20 protein-coding genes are annotated in these 18,175 nt (G+C 64.5%); 11 read left to right on the top strand and 9 right to left on the bottom strand.

The window, feature by feature from the left end:
* Positions 1 to 148: 148 nt before the first annotated feature.
* Both EHO51_RS09810 and EHO51_RS09805 read right to left on the bottom strand, forming a co-directional pair.
* On the bottom strand, positions 149 to 1,654 hold the full coding sequence (locus EHO51_RS09810) for an AAA family ATPase (RefSeq protein ID WP_124738734.1): 1,506 nt from the start codon (positions 1,652 to 1,654) through the stop codon (positions 149 to 151).
* Between the two features lie 85 nt (positions 1,655 to 1,739).
* Complete coding sequence (locus tag EHO51_RS09805) at positions 1,740 to 1,982, bottom strand: DUF2312 domain-containing protein (RefSeq protein ID WP_205788961.1); 243 nt, start codon at positions 1,980 to 1,982, stop codon at positions 1,740 to 1,742.
* 228 nt (positions 1,983 to 2,210) lie between these two features.
* Here EHO51_RS09805 and EHO51_RS09800 point away from each other — a divergent pair, with 228 nt between their 5' ends.
* From EHO51_RS09800 to EHO51_RS09790, 3 genes are all read left to right on the top strand, one after another.
* Complete coding sequence (locus EHO51_RS09800) at positions 2,211 to 2,654, top strand: RDD family protein (protein ID WP_245434541.1); 444 nt, start codon at positions 2,211 to 2,213, stop codon at positions 2,652 to 2,654.
* An 85-nt stretch (positions 2,655 to 2,739) separates the two neighbouring features.
* Entirely contained in the window at positions 2,740 to 3,471 is a 732-nt protein-coding gene (locus EHO51_RS09795; protein ID WP_124738731.1) for an arginyltransferase, read from the top strand.
* A gap of 179 nt (positions 3,472 to 3,650) precedes the next feature.
* Positions 3,651 to 4,997, top strand: a complete 1,347-nt coding sequence (locus EHO51_RS09790; RefSeq protein ID WP_124738730.1) for a L,D-transpeptidase family protein — start codon at positions 3,651 to 3,653, stop codon at positions 4,995 to 4,997.
* 9 nt (positions 4,998 to 5,006) lie between these two features.
* Here the strand turns inward: EHO51_RS09790 and EHO51_RS09785 are convergent, their stop codons facing one another.
* Both EHO51_RS09785 and EHO51_RS09780 read right to left on the bottom strand, forming a co-directional pair.
* Positions 5,007 to 5,429 carry a hypothetical protein gene (locus tag EHO51_RS09785; RefSeq protein WP_124738729.1) on the bottom strand — a complete coding sequence of 141 codons (423 nt, stop codon included), beginning with the start codon at positions 5,427 to 5,429 and terminating at the stop codon, positions 5,007 to 5,009.
* Positions 5,426 to 7,291 (bottom strand): methylmalonyl-CoA mutase subunit beta, encoded by a 1,866-nt coding sequence (locus EHO51_RS09780; RefSeq protein WP_124738728.1) that lies wholly within the window; start codon positions 7,289 to 7,291, stop codon positions 5,426 to 5,428. The genes EHO51_RS09785 and EHO51_RS09780 overlap by 4 nt, the downstream gene beginning before the upstream one ends.
* A gap of 279 nt (positions 7,292 to 7,570) precedes the next feature.
* Here EHO51_RS09780 and EHO51_RS09775 point away from each other — a divergent pair, with 279 nt between their 5' ends.
* The 7 genes from EHO51_RS09775 to EHO51_RS09745 are packed head-to-tail and all read left to right on the top strand — an operon-like array spanning position 7,571 to position 13,220.
* Positions 7,571 to 7,846: an acyl carrier protein gene (locus tag EHO51_RS09775; RefSeq protein WP_014890237.1), complete on the top strand. Its 276-nt coding sequence runs from the start codon at positions 7,571 to 7,573 to the stop codon at positions 7,844 to 7,846.
* Complete coding sequence (locus tag EHO51_RS09770; RefSeq protein ID WP_124738726.1) at positions 7,847 to 9,082, top strand: beta-ketoacyl-[acyl-carrier-protein] synthase family protein; 1,236 nt, start codon at positions 7,847 to 7,849, stop codon at positions 9,080 to 9,082.
* The gene (locus EHO51_RS09765; protein WP_124738725.1) at positions 9,072 to 9,467 is read left to right on the top strand and encodes a hypothetical protein; all 396 of its coding nucleotides are present in this window, start codon (positions 9,072 to 9,074) and stop codon (positions 9,465 to 9,467) included. Before EHO51_RS09770 ends, EHO51_RS09765 begins: the two co-directional genes overlap by 11 nt.
* On the top strand, positions 9,464 to 9,868 hold the full coding sequence (locus EHO51_RS09760) for a MaoC family dehydratase (RefSeq protein WP_124738724.1): 405 nt from the start codon (positions 9,464 to 9,466) through the stop codon (positions 9,866 to 9,868). Before EHO51_RS09765 ends, EHO51_RS09760 begins: the two co-directional genes overlap by 4 nt.
* A 33-nt stretch (positions 9,869 to 9,901) precedes the next feature.
* The gene (locus tag EHO51_RS09755) at positions 9,902 to 10,762 is read left to right on the top strand and encodes an SDR family NAD(P)-dependent oxidoreductase (RefSeq protein WP_124738723.1); all 861 of its coding nucleotides are present in this window, start codon (positions 9,902 to 9,904) and stop codon (positions 10,760 to 10,762) included.
* Entirely contained in the window at positions 10,759 to 11,919 is a 1,161-nt protein-coding gene (locus EHO51_RS09750; protein WP_124738722.1) for a glycosyltransferase, read from the top strand. Before EHO51_RS09755 ends, EHO51_RS09750 begins: the two co-directional genes overlap by 4 nt.
* A 5-nt stretch (positions 11,920 to 11,924) precedes the next feature.
* Positions 11,925 to 13,220: a glycosyltransferase family 2 protein gene (locus tag EHO51_RS09745; protein WP_124738721.1), complete on the top strand. Its 1,296-nt coding sequence runs from the start codon at positions 11,925 to 11,927 to the stop codon at positions 13,218 to 13,220.
* Positions 13,221 to 13,237: 17 nt separating this feature from the next.
* Here the strand turns inward: EHO51_RS09745 and EHO51_RS09740 are convergent, their stop codons facing one another.
* Entirely contained in the window at positions 13,238 to 14,044 is an 807-nt protein-coding gene (locus EHO51_RS09740) for a protein-disulfide reductase DsbD domain-containing protein (RefSeq protein ID WP_124738720.1), read from the bottom strand.
* Between the two features lie 96 nt (positions 14,045 to 14,140).
* Between EHO51_RS09740 and EHO51_RS09735 the strand changes: the two genes are divergently transcribed.
* Positions 14,141 to 14,791 carry a YqgE/AlgH family protein gene (locus EHO51_RS09735; protein ID WP_124738719.1) on the top strand — a complete coding sequence of 217 codons (651 nt, stop codon included), beginning with the start codon at positions 14,141 to 14,143 and terminating at the stop codon, positions 14,789 to 14,791.
* A gap of 8 nt (positions 14,792 to 14,799) precedes the next feature.
* Here the strand turns inward: EHO51_RS09735 and EHO51_RS09730 are convergent, their stop codons facing one another.
* From EHO51_RS09730 to EHO51_RS09715, 4 genes are read right to left on the bottom strand one after another with little or no spacing between them, the layout of a single operon-like run.
* The gene (locus EHO51_RS09730; protein WP_124738718.1) at positions 14,800 to 15,294 is read right to left on the bottom strand and encodes a GNAT family N-acetyltransferase; all 495 of its coding nucleotides are present in this window, start codon (positions 15,292 to 15,294) and stop codon (positions 14,800 to 14,802) included.
* Positions 15,291 to 16,340, bottom strand: a complete 1,050-nt coding sequence (locus EHO51_RS09725) for an aldo/keto reductase (RefSeq protein WP_124738717.1) — start codon at positions 16,338 to 16,340, stop codon at positions 15,291 to 15,293. Before EHO51_RS09725 ends, EHO51_RS09730 begins: the two co-directional genes overlap by 4 nt.
* 12 nt (positions 16,341 to 16,352) lie before the next feature.
* Positions 16,353 to 17,066, bottom strand: a complete 714-nt coding sequence (locus EHO51_RS09720; protein ID WP_124738716.1) for a hypothetical protein — start codon at positions 17,064 to 17,066, stop codon at positions 16,353 to 16,355.
* 38 nt (positions 17,067 to 17,104) lie between these two features.
* Complete coding sequence (locus tag EHO51_RS09715; RefSeq protein ID WP_124738715.1) at positions 17,105 to 17,941, bottom strand: hypothetical protein; 837 nt, start codon at positions 17,939 to 17,941, stop codon at positions 17,105 to 17,107.
* Between the last annotated feature and the right edge of the window lie 234 nt (positions 17,942 to 18,175).

Genomic DNA, 18,175 nt, shown 5'->3' with positions numbered 1-18,175 from the left:
TGATCGCTGCGCGCTCCGCAATGATAGGCGGTTGCCGATTGTCATTCCCGGCAGGCCGAAGGCCTGACGGAAATCCAGAGCAAAGGCATGAGTGATGGGTTTCGTTCTGGATTCCCGATCGCGCGCTTCGCGCACGTCGGGAATGACATCACAGTTTGACGGCTTGCGATGACGACTTCAAAGCATTCCCAATCTCAGCGGCGATGATCGCCGTGTCTTTCGACGCGTCGATCTTGAACCATTCAATTTCGCCGGTCGGCCTCTCCATCTGCGCTTCGAGCACGTCGCGCGTGGCGTCGGACACGTCGTTGATGCGCGCATCGACGCGCGCCGCGCGCCGGTCGAGATCGAGATCGAGCCAGACGCCAAGGAACGGCGCTCGCGCACGCTCGGCCGCGGCTTTTATCGCTTCGCGATCTTGAGAACGGTCGAAGACGGCGTCGACGATGACGGGCCAGCCGCGCGCGGCCGTTCGCGCCGCAATCTCGAACATTTCGCCATAGACCTGCGCCGAAACGGCGCTCGCGTAAGCTTCCTGCGGGAGACGCGCGGTCGGCGCGACGCCGAACAGCCGTTTGCGAATGCGATCGCTGTTGATGACGCGCGCGCCGGGCGGACATCCGATGACGGGCGCAAGCGCCGCGGCGACGCTCGACTTACCCGATCCGCTCAGTCCCCCGATCGCGATGACGGCGCCTGCGGCCGGCGCAAGCAGAGTCATCGCGAGATCGAAATAGAGGCGCGCGCGTTTTAAGTTTTGTTGCGACGCCTCGACATGCGCGCGTATGGCGGCGCGCAGCGACATGAAGAAGGGAAGCAGCGGCAGGCCATCAGTTTCGTCGCGCGCGTCGAGATAGCGGTTCAACGCCAGATTGGCGCAGCCAAACGCGCCGACGCGCCACAGATCCATCAGCAGGAAGCTGACGTCGTACAGCACGTCGATCGTTGCGATCTCGTCGTCGAACTCGAGGCAGTCGAACAGCGTCGGGGAGCCCTCGAACAGACAGATGTTGCGCAGCGTCAGATCGCCATGGCAGCGGCGCACCTTGCCCCGCGCCTTTCGAGCGTCGAAAAGCGCGCTTTGCGCGTCGAGGGCTGCGTTGAGGCGCGCGACAAGCGCATCGATTCGCTCCGCGCTTGCAGCCGCCGCGTTGCGCAAGCTCAACGCCGTATCGTCCAGCGTCCGGCGCATCGACGCCGCGCCGCCCTTTTCATCGTTCGGCCTGGCTTCGTCGTGGGTTTTCGCAACCCGATGCGCCAGGGCCTCCACCATCACGGGCGTCAGACGGCCGTCCTGCGCAATCTGTTCGAAGAGGTCTTCGTCGGCGAAGCGCCGCATGACGACCACGGCGTCGATCATCTCGCCCGCGCCGTCGAGCGCCAGCCGCCCGTCCCTCTCGCGGGTCACGCGATGCGCGCCGAGATAAAGTTCGGGCGCGAAGCTTGTATTGAGCATCGCTTCGCGCTCGCACATGTCCAACCGGCGGCTCGGCGTCGAAAAGTCGAGATAGGGGAAGCGCACCGCTTTCTTCAGCTTATAGGCATGCGTCCTGCAGAGCGCGACGACGGAAATGTGAGTCGTGACGATTCGCTCCGCGCCGCCCTCGAGCGAGGCGAGAAAGCGCACGACTTCATCTTGCGCGCCAAAATCCATATGGAGTCTCAGAACTCGCGCCCACTGACGCCGTGCAAGAGGCGAACCGTCCCCCGCGGCCAGTCCGCTTTGGGTTTGATCGAGCCTATTCCATGCCGAGCGCGGAAAGATAGAGGTCGAGGATTTCCTCCTCCTCCTGCCGCTTGTGCTTATCCAAGCGGCGTATCGACACGATCTTGCGCATCACCTTCGGGTCGAACCCGGTCCCTTTCGCTTCGGCGTAGACATCCTTGATGTCGTCGCTGATCGCGCGCTTCTCCTCCTCGAGCTTCTCGATCCGCTCGATGAAGGCGCGCAAATGTCCGCCGTCGACGGCGTTGCTGGTCATGTGCAATTCCCGAGGCTGCTCCGGGCGGGCGGGGCGCGCGCCGGCTGGGCGGGAGCCTTGCGACAAACCGGCGGCGCTCGTCAAGGCGGCAGGGCCACTAATCCCCGAATTCCGCACCCCGAGCGGCGCACTTGAAACCGGCCTTAAGGTCGCCGATCTTTGGCGTGCCACCAGAAAGGCCGTAAATTGATGACCGAGCGGGATCCCTTTTCCAGTCGCGAGCGCCCCATGGCCCCAATCGGGGCGCGCGCCGCGCCTTACATTCCGCCACAGGCGCTCGAGGGCGTGCGGACGCGCCGCGTCATCGCCGTCACGCTTGATTTGATTCTCGTCGCCAGCATGTCGGCGGCGCTCTTCGTCGCCCTATTCATCCTTAGCGCCGGATTGTCTGCGTTCATCCTGCCGCCTTTGTTCCCGATCGTCGCCTTTTTCTACAACGGTCTGACAGTGTCGGGGCGAAGAATGGCGACGCCCGGCATGGCGTTCATGGACCTGGAGATGCGCACCATGGAAGGAGACCCGGTGCCGTTTCTGCAGGCGGCCGTCCACGCCGTGCTGTTTTATGTCACCTGGCTATTCCCGCCGCTGCTGCTCCTCTCGCTGTTTACGGGCGACAAGCGGTGCCTGCACGACATGCTCGCGGACGTCATCGTTTTGCGGCGCTCGTCTTAAAATCCGCAACTTCGACGCCGCAAATCTCCGTTGGCGCACGCCACATGGGCGCTCTAGATTAGTTTTGAATCTGGGATTTTAGAGCGTGACGAAAGAGCCGCGCGACGCGCCGCAATTCTATCTGACCTCTCCGGCGCCGTGCCCCTATTTGCCGGGCCGCGAGGAGCGGAAGGTCTTCACGCATCTGATCGGGCTGCGCGCGCCCGCGCTCAATGACACGCTGACGCAATCCGGCTTCCGTCGGTCGCAGACCATCGCCTACCGCCCCGCTTGCGAGCAGTGCCGAGCCTGCGTCTCGGTGCGAGTAAAGATCGACGAATTCACGCCCTCGCGCGGCATGCGTCGCGTCCGCCGGCGTAACGCCGAGCTTGTCGCCGAAACACGGCCGGCGCGGGCGACGCAGGAGCAATACGCCTTGTTTCGCCGCTACGTCAGCGCCCGCCATTCCGACGGCGGCATGGCCGACATGAGCATGATCGACTATCAGATGATGATCGAAGACAGCCACGTCGACACGCGGCTCGTCGAATATCGTCTCGCCCAAGGCAATGGCGAGATTGGCGCGCTGGTCGCCTGCTGCTTGACCGACCGGCTCTCGGACGGGCTGTCGATGGTCTATTCCTTCTATGAGCCTGAACTCGAGCACAGATCGCTCGGGGCCTTCATGATTCTGGATCATGCGGAGCGCGCCCGCGCCTTTGGATTGCCGCATGTGTACCTTGGCTATTGGGTCGAAGGTTCGCGCAAAATGGAATATAAGTCGCGCTTCCTGCCTCAAGAGCGCCTGGGCATGAGCGGCTGGGTCCGGGTGGACTAGCCGGCAGGAATGGGAGCGAAGACTTGGCGGCGGCCCTTCGCCGCGCTCCGGCAGGCCACAAAATCGCCGGACTATTCGTCCCTTGTTAACGCCGAAGATGCACAACTCGATCGAAAGAGCCGGCGCGGTCCTCTAGGCGGCGTCGTCTTTCGGCTTGACCGCCGGAGCATGCTCCGGCGATGCGATTGGAGCGATCTGTGCGAGAATCCGCAATTTTCCAGTTTGCCGGCGCCGCGCTCGTCCTTGGCGCGGCCGCCCTCACGCCCGCCGCAGCCGCCTGGGACCAGGACGGACAGGCTGAATGGGCGCAGCGCTATGACGCCGACGCCCGCCTGACCGTATCACGCTCGACGACCCCCATCCTGTCCGCTCATACGGTGGCCGCCACGGAAGCGGCGATCGAGCGTTTGCGCGAAATTGCGGCCAATGGCGGCTGGCCACAGGTGCCGGGCGGACAACAGCTGCGGCTGGGGTCGAACAGTCCGGCGGTCTCGGCGTTACGCCGCCGCCTGATCGTCTCCGGCGACATTGGGGCCGAAACCGGCGCGAGCCCGGTGTTCGACTCCTATGTCGAAGCGGCGGTGCGCCGATTCCAGGCGCGCCACGGCATCATTTCGACCGGCGTCGTCAATCAGCAGACCGTTCAGGCGATGAATGTGCCGGCTGAGACCCGGCTGAGGCAGCTCGAGACCAATTTGGTGCGTCTGCGCAGCTTTTCGCACGACCTCGGCAACCGCTACGTCACCGCCAACATCCCGGCCGCTTCGGTGGAGACAGTCGAGAACGGCGAGGTCGTCACCCATCACATGGCCGGCGTCGGCAAGATCGACCGCCAGTCGCCCGTGATGCAGACCAAGGCGATCCAGGTCAATTTCAATCCGTTCTGGACCGTGCCGGCGTCGGTGATCCGCAAGGATTTGATCCCCAAGATGCAGGCGGATCCAAACTATCTCACCGCCAATCACATCCGCGTCTACAGCAAGGACAATCAGGAGCTGCAGCCCGAGCAGATCAATTGGCGCTCGCTCGACGCGCTCAATTTCCGCTTCCGGCAGGACATTGGCGGCGACTTCAACTCGCTTGGCGTCGTGCGCATCGATATCGCCAATCCCTACGGCGTTTACATGCACGACACGCCCGCTAAAGGCGTCTTTGGCGACGACTTCCGCTTCGTCTCGTCGGGCTGCATCCGGCTTCAGAACGTTCGCGACTATGTCGCCTGGCTGCTGAAGGAGACCCCCGGCTGGGACCGCGACCATATTGACCAGGTCATCGCCTCCGGCGAACGCGTGGACGTCAAGATCACGCCCGCCGTGCCGGTCTACTGGGTCTATATTACGGCATGGGCGGCGCCGGATGGCGTCACCCAGTTCCGTGATGACATCTACCAGCGCGACGGCCTCGGCGTGCGGTCAGCCGGCGCCGATTCGCCGGCGCCGACGGTGGTGCAGGCGGCGCGTCCGGTGCGCGGCGAAGGATTGTTCCCGAACGACGACGACAGCTATTTCGAGGAGCGTGCCCGGTAAACTGCGGCCCTATTGCGCCGCCGCGGCGCTGCGCGAGGCGCGCCAGGTTCCGCCGCAAAGGTCGGTGGACGATGACCAAGGGCCGGAGCCCCTGCCGCCCCGCAGCGTTCCGTGGAAGCGCACGACCCGCTCACCGTCGCCGGTGAATCGCGCGACGATTGTGCCTTCCTCGTCGACATAGCCCCAAAAAGAGGCGGCCGGCCCCGGCGCGGCCGCGATTTTATTGCCGACGATGTCGAAAGACGGCGGAATGAGACTGCGACACTCTCCGACGGTCGTCGTCGCTTCGATGTTCCATCTGCCGTTTGGATCGCCGACCGGGCCGGACAGTGCTCGTTCGTTGTCTGGCTGCGCCTTTTGGCCCCGCGGCTGCTTGGCGGACGCTCCCTGGGCAACTACGCAGACCGCAAGCGCCAACGCTAAAATTCTCATTTGGCCTCCGAAAGCGCGCGCCGCAGCGCGCCGTGCATGTCGCAGCCCGCGTAGATAAACTCCATCACGCCCGCATGGCGCAGACGCTCTTCGAGTTCGCCCGGCCGGCCGGCGAGATAAAGCCCAGCGCCTGCGCCCTTTAGCGCCAGCGCCGCCGTTTCCGCCGAGTCTCCGTAGATCCTGTCGGAGGAACAGAGGCAAGCGAGTTTGGCGCCAGACTCCCGGTAGGCGTCGACCAATTCGGTCGTGGACTCGGTTTCGGGTCCAAAGACCGCTTCGACGCCGCCGGCCTCGAAAAAATTCTTGGCGAAATTCGCCCGCGGGGTGAATGCGGCGACCGGGCCGAGATTTGCGAGGAAAATCTTCGGGCGATCGCCTAACTGCGCGAGGCTGACGTCCGACTCGTCACGCAGCCGCTCGAAGGGCTCGGCGAGACGGCGTGGCGCGAGCGGAGCGCTCATTCGCGCGCCGGTTGGCGGCTCAGCCGTTTCAGCCGCGGCGTCATAGGGCGCGAGAACGTCGAGCGCGCCCTCGTGAATATCGGGAAACTGGTTCGCGCCGATGAGCTTATCCTTTGCGCGCGCGACGTTCTTCGCCCGTAACGCGGCGGCTTCGGCGACGCCCGCCTGAAAGACTCCCGTCTCCAACGCTGTGGGAAGGCCGCCGTCGGCCTCGATCTGCTGAAAAAGTCCCCACGCCCGCGCGCACAGCGCGTCGGTCAGCGCCTCGAAGCCGCCCGCGCCGCTCGTCGGATCGTCGACGGCGTCGATATGCGATTCGTCCTGCAGCACGAGCTGGGTGTCTCGCGCCAGCCGCCGCGCGAATTCGTCGGGGGCGCCGAGCGCCTGAGTGAAGGGGAGGACGGAGACGGCGTCGGCGCCGCCGATCGCCGCCGAGAACGCGGCGAGCGTCCCGCGCAGAATATTGTTCCACGGGTCACGCCGCGACATCATCCGCCACGCCGTCTCGGCGAAGACCAGCGTTGGCTTGGGGGAGAGGCCGCAGGCCTCTTCAACGCGCGCCCAAAGGCGCCGCGCGGCGCGGAATTTCGCCACGCCCAGCAATTCGTCGGCGTCGGCGCAGAATCGAAACGCGATCAGACCGCGCGCGGCGTCGAGGTCGACTCCGGCGTCCGCCAGCGCGCGTAGATAGGCGAGCCCGGAAGAAAGCGCGAAAGCCAGCTCCTGCGACTCGGTCCCGCCCGCCGAATGCACGACGCGGGCGTCGGCGACGGCGGTCGCGTAGACGAAGCCGGCGTCGGCGGCCGCCTTCACGTCCCGCGCGAAGCTTTTGGAGGCTTGCGCCCAGGGCTCCGCAGCGAATCCGTGCCGCGCCTGCGCGCCCAGCGGATCGAAGCCCATTGAAACGCGGGTGAGCGACGGTTCAATATGTTGGCGGTCGACAAAACGCATGAGCGCCTGCGCGGCGCCTGGCGCGCGCGGCGACGAGTCGAGCGTCAGCGGAATGCGGTAGTCGAGGCGAACATTGGCGAGCGCGTGAGCGATCGCGTCATCGTCATCGCCGACAATCCCCCCGCCATAGGCGCCGATCGAGCCGGCGAAGACGAGATGCAATCCGTCGGCGCCGCCGTCGAGGTCCTGCAGCGCCAAGCGGTTGGCGGCGTCAGCGTTCGGCACGTCGACGCGCGCGAGAATCGCCCAGCGGCCGGGGTTTTTGCGCAGCACCGGGACAGGCGAACCCGCGGCGCGGGCGTAGATGGGCTCAAGGGAAAGCCCGTCATAGCTCTTAGAGACGAGCGTTTCGAAGGACGCGCCTTTGAGCGCCCGCTCAACAAGGGCGCGCCACTGCGCGTCAGTGGCCTGCGGAAAGACCCCCGCCAGCGCCGTCTCCTGTCCCGTCATGTTCGCTGTCGCCCTCGGTTGTTTCGGGCGGCGTTTTCGCATGAAGCGCTCCGCCGGGCCACTGCAAATCCGCCGAGAGCGCGGCGGGCTTTATTTTCGGGACCAAACGCCTTAACCAGTGCCGACTGCGCCCGAGGGCGGGAACGGGGCGCTGGAGCGGAAGAGCCAGAGGCGGGCGGTTCTGGCCACGCGCCCGAATCAAGGCGTCGGATCGGCGCTGCCGCGTCAATGCGTCGCGAGCGCTGTGTCGGCGGCGCAGGGCCTGAAACGGAGGGATTCGTGACTGATAATCCGCAGGACAAGAATCAGCTCGTCGACGAGATCATCGAAGTGATCGCGTCGGAAGGCATGGTCGACAAAAGCAAGATCACCCCCGACGCGTCAATCGAGAGCCTCGACCTCAAATCCGTCGACATCGTTATGATTCTCACGGCGCTGGAGGAAAAGTTCAACGTCTACATCCCCATGGACGGGTCGCTGCAGGAAGCCAAAGACGTCAAAAGTCTGATCGAGGCGATTGCGGACCACATCCAGAAAGAGCGCGAGAAGCAGTAAATGGCATTCTCGCGAGCGCGGGCCGAAGGGCGCCGCGTCGTTATTTCTGGCATGGGCGCGGTCTGCGCCTCTGGAGTCGGCGCGCAAAAGCTATGGGAAGCGGCGCGCGACGGCGTCGCCCAGATTCGTCCGCTCAAGACGGAGCGTCCTTATGACGGGCGCATCAAGATCGCGGCGCAGGTCCCCGACTTCAATCCCGCCGACTACATCGAACCCAACGTTCTTCCGTTCTGCGATCCGTTTACGCAGTTCTGCATCGTCGCCGCCGACGAAGCGGTGGCGCAGGCGGGGTTCGGACGCAAGGACATCGCCGGGCCGAGAACGGCCGTCATCATCGGCTCCGGCATCGGCGGCATGACGACGATCGAGGACGGCATCTACCGCTATTATGTCGAAGGAACGCGGCCCGAGATGTTGAGCGTTCCCAAGCTCATCCCGAGCGCGGCCCCTGCGACGCTCGGGATGCGCTATTCTTGCCACGGCCCGACATTCTCGATCGGAAGCGCCTGCTCCTCGGCGTCGCAGTCGATCGGACTTGGGATGCAGATGATCCGACAGGGCCTTGTGGACAAGGCCATCGTCGGCGGCGCCGAGGCCTGCGTCATCAACGCGACTATCCGCGCGTGGGAAGGCCTTCGCGTGCTGAGCCCGAATTTGTGCCGTCCCTTCTCCAAGGGCCGCAACGGCATGTCGCTTGGCGAAGGCGCGGCGGTTTTCGTGCTGGAGACGGAGGAGGCGGCGCGGGCGCGCGGCCACGCGCCCCTGTGCGAACTCGCCGGCTACGGCACGACGAGCGACGCCAAGGACCCCGTGCGGCCAGATCTTGAAGGCGCGTCGAGCGCGATCGCCCTGGCGCTCGAAGACGCGGGAATGGCTCCGCAGGAGGTTCATTACGTCAACGCGCATGGCACCGCGACCCACGCCAATGACATCACCGAAGCCGAAGCGATTCTGCGCGTGTTCGGCGATTATGGACGGGTGGTGCCAGTGTCGTCGACGAAACCTATCCACGGCCACGCGCTGGGCGCCAGCGGCGGCTTGGAGCTCGCCATCGCCATTCATGCGCTTCGCGAACAGATTGCGCCGCCGACGATCAATTTCCTGGAGCCGGACCCAAAGTGCCCGCTCGATGTCGTGCCGAACGCGGCGCGCAAGCACAAGATCGACGCCGCCATGTCGAACTCCTTCGCCTTCGGAGGGATCAACGCCGTGTTGATCGTGCGTCATGCCGTCTGACCCGCCGCTTGCGCTGGGACCTTTTCGGTTGCGCGTCGATCCGGCGCGCGCCGCAGCTTATGCGCGCGAGACCGGCGGCGATGGCGCGAGCGTTCCGCTCGCCTATCCGGCGATCTGGCTCGCCGAGCCTTCGCTTTTTTCAGTTGTGCGCGACCTCTGCGCGAAGCGCGACGTCGTGCCGGTGCATGAGTCGCAGAGCTTCTCCTATGACGCGCCCCTCGTCGCCGGCGAGAGCTACGACTTGAGCGTCACCATGAGCAGCGAGGAAACGCCGCCGCGTCTGACGATGGTCGGGACAGTCGCAACGCCCCAAGGCGAGCCCTGCGCACGCATCGAAACCATCTTGCGGCTCGTGCCGCGCGCGGGATTTGGGAGCGCGTCATGAGCGATCCCATCAAAGTCGGCGACAAACTGCCGGAGAGCGTCATTGGCCCGTTCGACGCGCCTTCGCTTGCGCGCTACGCCGAGGTCTCGGGCGACGCAAATCCATTGCATCTCGACGACGCCGTGGCGGCGGCGATCGGGCTTGCCGCGCCGCCGGTACATGGCATGAAGCTCCTGGCCGCGTTTGAACCAATGCTGAGGGCGTGGCGCGGCGACCTCGTCATCGCTTCAATTGCCGGGAAGTTCGTGCAGCCAATCTTGCGCGGCGAGACCGTCAGATTGTCTGGCCGCGTGCTGCGCGCGACCGAAAACGAGATTTTCGTCCGTCTGGTGGCCTATGGGGCGGCGCGGGCGCCCGGCATCGTCGGCGAAGCGACCTTGCGGCCGGGGCCAGCCACATGAATGGTCGGCGGCGCCGTAGGGCAGGGCGCGCATATGGCTAAGAGCGCTGTTCGTGTTCTTATCACCGGCGCCTCGAGCGGCATCGGGCGCGCCTTGGCGCTCGCCTATGCGCACGAAGGCGCGAGCCTTGTCTTGCTTGGCCGCGACGCCGAGCGCCTCGAGGGCGCCGCGCGCGCCTGTCTCGCGGCCGGCGCAGAGGAGGCGGAGACTCACCTCGCCGACGTGCGGGATCGCGAAGCCATGGGGCGCATCGTTCGATCTGCGCAAGAAAAGCGCCCCATCGACATTCTCGTCGCCAACGCCGGCGTCGCGACGGGCCTTTCGCCCGGCCAGCTTCTCGAAACGCCCGAGGCGGTCCGAGCAATGCTCAAGATCAATGTCGAGGGCGTCTTCAACACCGTCGAGCCGGCAATTCTGCCGATGTGCGCCCGAAAGAGCGGCAGGATCGCCATTGTCGGCTCGATGGCCGGCGTGCGCGCGCTCCCGCATTCGCCGGCCTATTGTGCGGCGAAGGCGTGCGTGCACATGTGGGCGGACAGCCTGCGCGCCCAGCTTGCAGCCCATGGCGTGCATGTCGCGCTGATCGTGCCGGGTTATGTGAAGACGCCCATGTCGGCGCGCACCATCGTGAAGACGCCCTTTTCGGCGCGCGCTTTCCCAAAGACGCCAGCGTCGGCGGGCGTCGAATCCTGGCAACCTGGCGCCCTTTCCGACGCAGAAGCCGCGCGCATCATCAAGAACGGGCTGGAACGCCGCCGCAACGTCATCGCCTTTCCGCGTTACATGTATTGGGCGATGCGCCTCTTCTCGCTGTTGCCGGCGGCGCTCGTCGACGGCGTCATGCGCCAGTTTCCCGCCGAAGTCCCGGAGACGCCGGAACGGGAAATTTCGTGACGGCTTACATCATCCTCGCGTGGGCCGCAGGCGCCTATTGGATGATCGCCGTCGTGTTGCTTGTCGTCTCGGTCGCGGCGACCATCGCGCAGCCTTGGCTCGCCGCGCGCCGCGCCACGCGCCGAGACCAGCCGCCAGTCTCGGTCGTGCTTCCCGTTAAGATGCTCGAGGACCAGTTCGACCGCACGCAAGAGTCGGCGCTGACGCAGCACTACAGCGATTTCGACGTGACCGTCTCCGCAACCGACGTCGAGGGACCGGCAGTCGAGCGCATGCGCGCCATTCTCGCGCGTCACCCGACTGTGCCGTCCCGCATCCTGCGTTCGACAGCGAAATTCGCCGTCAGTCCGAAGGTCGACAATCTTTATGCGCCTTTCATGCAGGCGACGCACGACGTCATACTGATGAAGGACGCCAATGTGCTGCTCGAGCCCGACGCGCTGGCGCAGCACGTCAGGCAGCTGACGGACGAAGTCGGGCTCGTCTGCGCCATTCCGTATTGCGCGCGCCTTGAAAATTTCGCCGCGCAAGTCGAGGCCGCGATCATTAACGGTCCGCACGCCCGCATGCTGTTTCTCGCCTCGGCGCTGGGGCAGGGGCATGGCGTCGGCAAGATCATGTTGTTTCGACGTTCGGACTTCCTGCGCGCCGGAGGCTTTGACGCGATTTCCCATACGGTCGGCGAAGACAACGCCTTGGCCAAGGCGATGCGGCGGATCGGCAAACGGCCGGTCTTTTCTCACAGGCTTGTGCGCCAGGAACTCGGCGCGCGCGCGTTCGAAGATGTTTATCAGCGGCAATTGCGCTGGAGCGTCGTTCGCCGCAGCGATGAACTCATCTCCTTCCTGGCCGAGCCAATATGCCAAGCGGTTCCAGCAGTTATCGCTTCGGCGATCGCGGCGCCGCTCGTCGGGGTCGCGCCCATTGCAGCTGCGTCGGCGACGCTTCTGCTGTGGTTTGCGCTTGAGACATTGCTTTCCGTGGCCAAAGGATGGCAGTTATCGTGGGCTGCGCCCGCGGTGTTTGTGGTTCGCGAGGCGACGATGCTGGCGGTCTGGTTGAACGCCTGGGTCACTGACCAGGTGGTTTGGGCGAAGGACAGCGTGAATGCGCGCGCCGGGGCGAAGCCCTCGCCGGTTCCGCACGAAGAAGGATAGGCCGTTTGCTGGGGCTTTTTCAATTCCTCGTCGACTCGGTCGCGATGGTCTGCGCTTCGATCCTGATGGCGATCGGGATCGGCTATCTGATCGTCATCGGCCGCTTCTGTTACGACCAGCTGCGCGGCGTGCGTGATCCGGAGGCGCCCGCAACGCCTGACTCGGATCTGCCGCGAGTCCTGTTGCAAATCCCCGTTTTCAACGAGCCGCTCGTCACCGAGCAGTCGTTGCGCTGCGTCGCGCTTCTCGACTGGCCGAAGGACCGGCTGCGCATTCAGCTTCTCGATGATTCGACCGACGAGACAAGCGCGCGGGCGGACGCAGTGGCGGCGGAGCTGCGCATCGGCGGCGCCGTGATCGACCATGTGCGGCGCGCCGATCGCTCGGGCTTTAAGGCGGGCGCCTGCGCGCATGGCCTCACGCTGACCGACGAACCCTTCGTCGCCATGCTCGACGCCGACTTTCGTCCGCCGCCCAATTGGCTGAAGCGAACGGTGCCGCTTTTCCTGACCGACGATCGCATCGGCTTCGTGCAGTCGCGCTGCGAGTTCCAGAATTTCGAGAAAAACTGGCTGACGCGCGCCCAGGGCCTCGTGCAGGACGGCCATTATCTCGTCGAACAGCGCTCACGCGCGCATGCCGGCTGGCTCTTTCAATTCAACGGCACCGGCGGAATTTGGCGACGCGCGACGGTCGAGGACGCCGGCGGCTGGTCCGACTATTCGCTCTGCGAGGACCTCGACCTCACCGTGCGCGCGGCGCTCCAGGGATGGCATGGGCTGTTTGTCTCGGAGCCGCCGATTCCCGGCCAGGTGCCGGAGGGAATCCGCGATTTCCGTCGCCAGCAAAGGCGATGGTCGAACGGATTCGTGCAGGTCGCGCAAAAGACCGTCCTGCCGATCTGGCGTTCGCCATGGAGCCTGACGCGCCGGGTGATGGCGATCTCGCTGATCGCTCATCAGATTTTCTTCCCCACGGCCGCCATCGGACTCATCGCATTTGTCCTTGGCGTGATTCTGCACGGATCGCTCGCGCCCTTCGCCGGGATGTTGGAGATCATCGGACTCATGACGGTGCTGGTGGCGCTTGGCATCACGCTGCCGCCCTATCTGGCGCTCAAGCGCGGGACAGTCGCCGATTATGTGAAAACGGTCGCGTCGATTCCGCCGCTGATGATCTATCTCGCCTTCGCCAATGGCGCGAAGATTCTCCAGACCCTGCGAGGGCGCAAATCGACGTTCAAGCGCACGCCGAAGCTCGACCATGAAGCTGCGACGCCGATCGACGCTGAGGTGGAGTAGGGCGAGGGCGGTCGCGCTTACTCCAGCCGCGCCGGGGCCTCGAAAGCGCCGGCGTCGGTGACGATCGTTAACGTCGCGTCGGCGGCCTTGGCCGCTTTGCTTCCGGAAAAGAGCTTAAGCTCGAAGCCCTCTCCCGCGCGCGTGCTTTCAATGAAGAACGGCTCAGGCGCTTCGGCAAAGACGTCCTCGGCCTTGCCGGGTCCGAGGTAGCGCAGCCGCCACGACCCTTCCGCGTTATTCCGCGAAACAGCGAAGCGCTTTTTGGCCTCGGCCGCGGTGAGCTTGCTTGGCACCAGCCGTTCGGCTTCGGCGATCGCCGCCGCATGAGGCGAAGCGCCGTCGCGCGGCAGCTCCAGAGACAAATCAGCGCGGGCCGGCAGGCAGATCTTGCCGCAGGAGGCGTAGTCGAGCACGAGATTGAGCGTCACCGGCGCATTGGGATCGCGTGGCGTCACCTTCAACGGCAGGACGACGCGCGCATCATAGCCGGCGACGATGGTTCCGGCCTCGTCGATATGTTTCGGCGCGGGGAAGGACGGTTCGACTTTGGCCACATTGACCGATCTTGAGAAATCGAACGCGGGCGCCGAGCCCGCCTCGCCAGGCTGGCGCCAATAGGTGATGGTTTCAGGCGCGAGCGCGATCTCGACGGCGGCGCGGTAAGCCCCGGCCTGCAGAGGGCCGGCGGACAAGAGCCGAGCGCTCGACGCGGCCCCCTTTACGATCGCAGAGGCGAAGGCCGTGTTCTCCGCGAGCGACGACGCCGGAAAGATCTGCGCCAGCGTGACGGCTAGCGGCGCGAAGAGAAAGAATTTTGAGCGCATCGTGACCCTTCGGCGCCCCCGGTCCCCCAGTCAAGGCAGTCAGTTACGTGATTTGCGCCGCTTGTCCTGAGGACGCGGCGGGCGTAGCATGACCCTATGAGGCCGAGCGGCAAGAAGCAAGATTTCGCGGAGAGGGTGGGCGAGCGCCGCAGCGGTCGTCCCGACGAGCGCCGTTTTCTCGATGGCCAATTGCTGATCGCGATGCCGAGCATGTTGGATCAGCGCTTCGCGCGCTCGGTGATCTATCTTTGCGCCCATTCCGAAGAAGGCGCGATGGGCATCGTCGTCAACCAGGCGGCCCGTGTGCGCAATTTTCCCGATTTGCTCGTGCAGCTGCAAGTGATCGCCCCCCAGGAGCGCATCAGCCTGCCGAGCCGCGCCGAAGACATCCAGGTTCTGTCAGGCGGGCCCGTGCAGACCGACCGCGGTTTCGTGCTGCATACGCCGGATTTCTTCCTCGACAATTCCACCTTGCCGATCGACGACGGCGTCTCGCTCACCGCGACGATCGACATTCTGCGCGCCATCGCCGCAGGGCGCGGCCCGGACCGCGCGCTGCTGGCGCTCGGCTATGCGGGTTGGGACCCGGGTCAGCTCGAAGAAGAGATTCAGCGCAACGGTTGGCTGAACTGTCCGACCGATCCCGCCTTGCTGTTCGATCATGACCTCGAGACGAAATATGCGCGCGCGCTGCGCTCGATCGGCGTCGATCCACAACGGCTGTCGACACATGCGGGACACGCCTGAGCGTCGATTCAGAGCCGAGCGAAGGCTGGCGCATAGTCTACCGGTCCCTCCTTGGCTGGAAGCGCGCCGTTAAGCGCCAGCGCCATGAAATGCGGTCCCGCATATGGCGTGTCGAAGCCGGCGGCAAGCTCCGGTCGAAATCCGAAACGGCCGTAAAAGGCGCCGTCGCCCAACACAAAAATCGCGCGCCACTGGTCGTCCTGCGCACGCGCCAAGCTCCAGCGCAAAAGAGCGTTGGCGATCCCTTTTCCGCGATATGCCGCGGCGACGGCGACAGGACCGAGCCCGAGCGCCGGAAAGGGAGCGTTCATCCTGGACAGGGCGGCGTAGCCGACGATGACGCCGTGGACAGTCGCGACGCCGCCAAAAACCAGGTCGCCTTCCTTGCGCAGCGCCTCGACGAGTTCGGCCTCGCCGTATCGGTCGAAAGCCGCAACGAGCAGCTCGTGTATGGCGGAATGATCCTGCGGCGTTTCCGCGCGAAGACTTGCGCCTTCGGTCATGGCGCAGGGTTGCTGTGAAGATGATGGATCGCGTCAATACGCCGCTCGATTTCAGGCGTGATCCTGAACTCCACCGACGCGAGGTCGGCTTTGAGCTGCGCCATCGTCGTCGCGCCAATAATATTTGACGTCACGAAGGGCCGGGACGTCACGAAGGCGATGGCGAGCTGCGCCGGATCGACTCCAATATCTTGCGCGAGCGCCAGATAGGCGGCGATCGCTTTTTCGACTTCCGGCTTCTCATAACGCTGCGCGCGCTCGAACAGCGTCGTGCGTGCGCCGGGCGGCCGCGCGCCGCCCTGATATTTTCCGGTGAGGTATCCTTGCGCGAGCGGCGAATAGGCGAGCAATCCGACGCGCTCGCGCTCAGCGAACTCAGCGAGCCCGATCTCGAAGGTGCGGTTGACGAGGTTGTAGGCGTTTTGAATCGAGACGACGCGCGGCCCATGACCGAGTTCCGCAGCGCGCAGAAAGCGCGCCACGCCCCACGGCGTTTCATTGGACAGGCCGATATGCCGAACCTTGCCGGCTTTGACGAGCCGCGTTAGCGCTTCCAGCGTCTCTTCGATGGGAGTTTCGTCGCGCTTCGTCGGGCGTCGATAGACCGTGCCGCCAGCGCCCCACAGCGGCAGCGAGCGATCCGGCCAGTGCAATTGATAGAGATCGATGTAATCTGTTTGCAGCCGCTTCAACGATCCCTCGATCGCAGAGTTGATATTCTTGGCGTCGAGAACCGTTCCCACGCGCCCCGGACGCAGCCAATTGGCGTCGCCGCGGCCGGCGACCTTAGTGGCGATGATCGCCTTGTCACGGTTCTTACGTGCCGCGAGCCAACTCCCGATGATGCGTTCGGAGGAGCCTTGAGTTTCTTGCCTCGGCGGAATGGAATAGATTTCCGCCGTGTCGATGAAATTGACGCCGCAATCGAAGGCGTAATCCAGTTGCGCATGGCCGTCGGCTTCGCTGTTCTGCTGTCCCCACGTCATTGAGCCGAGACAGATGGCCGAAACGGAGAGATCGCTGTCACCAAGTTTGCGGTATTCCACGGCGCCCGTCCCTTAACGAAGCCATTCGCTCGACTGCAGCGCGAGCCGCAGTTCGAAGCTTTGAAATTGGGTGAAGATTGGCGACAGCCATGCTTTGAGCGCCGCGCGAACCACGATGGACATTTCCGGCGGCGGCTCTCTCGTGAAGCGGGACAGCGACAGATTGACGTCGTCGAGAGCGCGCGCGATCGGCGCCTCAAGACGCGGGATCACGAATTTGCCGCTCGCGGGATAGCGCGCAAGAATCGCCAAGGAGTCGCGGCCGAGCGGCGAGGCGCCGCGATTGTGAATGACGCTCATCATGAGATCCGGCCATGTGGTCTTGAGGACCAGCGCGCTGTTCGCCGCGCTCTCCGTGACGTCCGTCTGAAAGAGCACGATCGGCTCCACGCCGCGCCGCCGCGCTTCTTCGAGAAAGCCGATTTCGGCGATGGTCGCGAACAGACGCTCATAGGAGCGATGCCAGACGTCGACGATCTTTGGCGTCTCGTCGGCGACGAGCAGGCGGTCGAAGAGCGAAATCTGTCCCTTGATCTCGCTAACGTCGACGATGCGCGTCGCTTCCGGAAAGAACACTGCATAAAGCGGCTCCCGGAAATCCGTGTCAAAGCCTTCCACGTCGACATTGCGCGACAGATAATAATCGGTGAGCAAACGCGCCGCTGTCGTCACGCCTGTTCGCGAGTGCGGCGAGCAAACGAAGAACGCAAGAGTGCGAGGCGCCATGTGGTCTTCGCGGAGACGATGCGCGCCGCCGCGACCCTCTATCGCCTCTTATCGCCAACAAGATCGAGAAGGCCGACCCGTTCGAACTCATCGGCGACGCGCGCCAGCCACGTGCGGACGTAGCCGCGCAACACGAACGAATGCTCCGCCGGTCGGCCCTGCGCGTCCTGATTGCCGATGAATGTCGAGAACGGCGTGCCGGAGAGCTCGACCTGCTCGTAGGCGAGTTCGCTGAGCTTGGGGATCGTGATCTCGCCCGAGGTGACGACATGCTCGAAATATTTCGCGTGCGTTTGTGGATCCCACTCGAAGAAGGTCGTGTCGTTGACGTGATTCTTCACCATGAAATAGTTGGCGTCCGCGACATAGGGCGCAATTTCGGCGATCTCCTCCAACGAAGCGATGGAGGGCCCGATCACATGCAGCAGCACGAAGCGGAATTCGCCGCCTTTCACCGCATCGAAGAAGCCGATTTCATCGAGCGCCCCGAGCGCCGGGCTCAACCCGCCGGCGCGCACGTCGATGACGCTGACCTTGGCCTGCGACGTATTCAGCGTGTCGATGATCTTCATCTGGTCCGAGGGTTCGGTCAGATCGACGATCATCGTCTCGTCAGGGTGGAAGCGATGAAGCGTTCCGCGCGGCGTCTCGGTGTCGAACGCGCGCGTATGGATGTCATTTAGCGAAAGAAAGTCGAGGATGGCTCTGGCGATCGTGGTTTTGCCGACGCCGCCCTTGTCCGCGCCAACGACGATGACCGCCGGGCGCGCGGCGGCGTTCGCGGCGGGGGCCGGAGCCTCGACCTTACGCGGCCGGCTTTCCGCCTCGCGTTTCGCGGGCGCTTCCCTGGTGATTTTGACCGGCTTCTTAACCATGGGTGCTCCTATCGCATGTCGCGCTGGCGCCGCTGTTTATGAATGACAAGCGCTCAACAAACATGGTTTTTAGCGCTTGTCATGCTCTGTTTCAGCTAACTGCGGATGGCGCTCCAATTGTGACGCGCTTAAAACAACACATAAAGTTTGTAATTAAACCCAAGCACCACAATATGATCGTGAATTGACATTCGTGCGGTTTGGAGGTTTATGCGTTCGAAATACAGAACGTCC

This window comes from Methylocystis rosea, assembly GCF_003855495.1.
In the GTDB taxonomy this organism is placed as follows: domain Bacteria; phylum Pseudomonadota; class Alphaproteobacteria; order Rhizobiales; family Beijerinckiaceae; genus Methylocystis; species Methylocystis rosea_A.
Note: the sequence above shows the minus strand (reverse complement) of the source record. Positions and strands in the feature narration are given on the sequence as shown.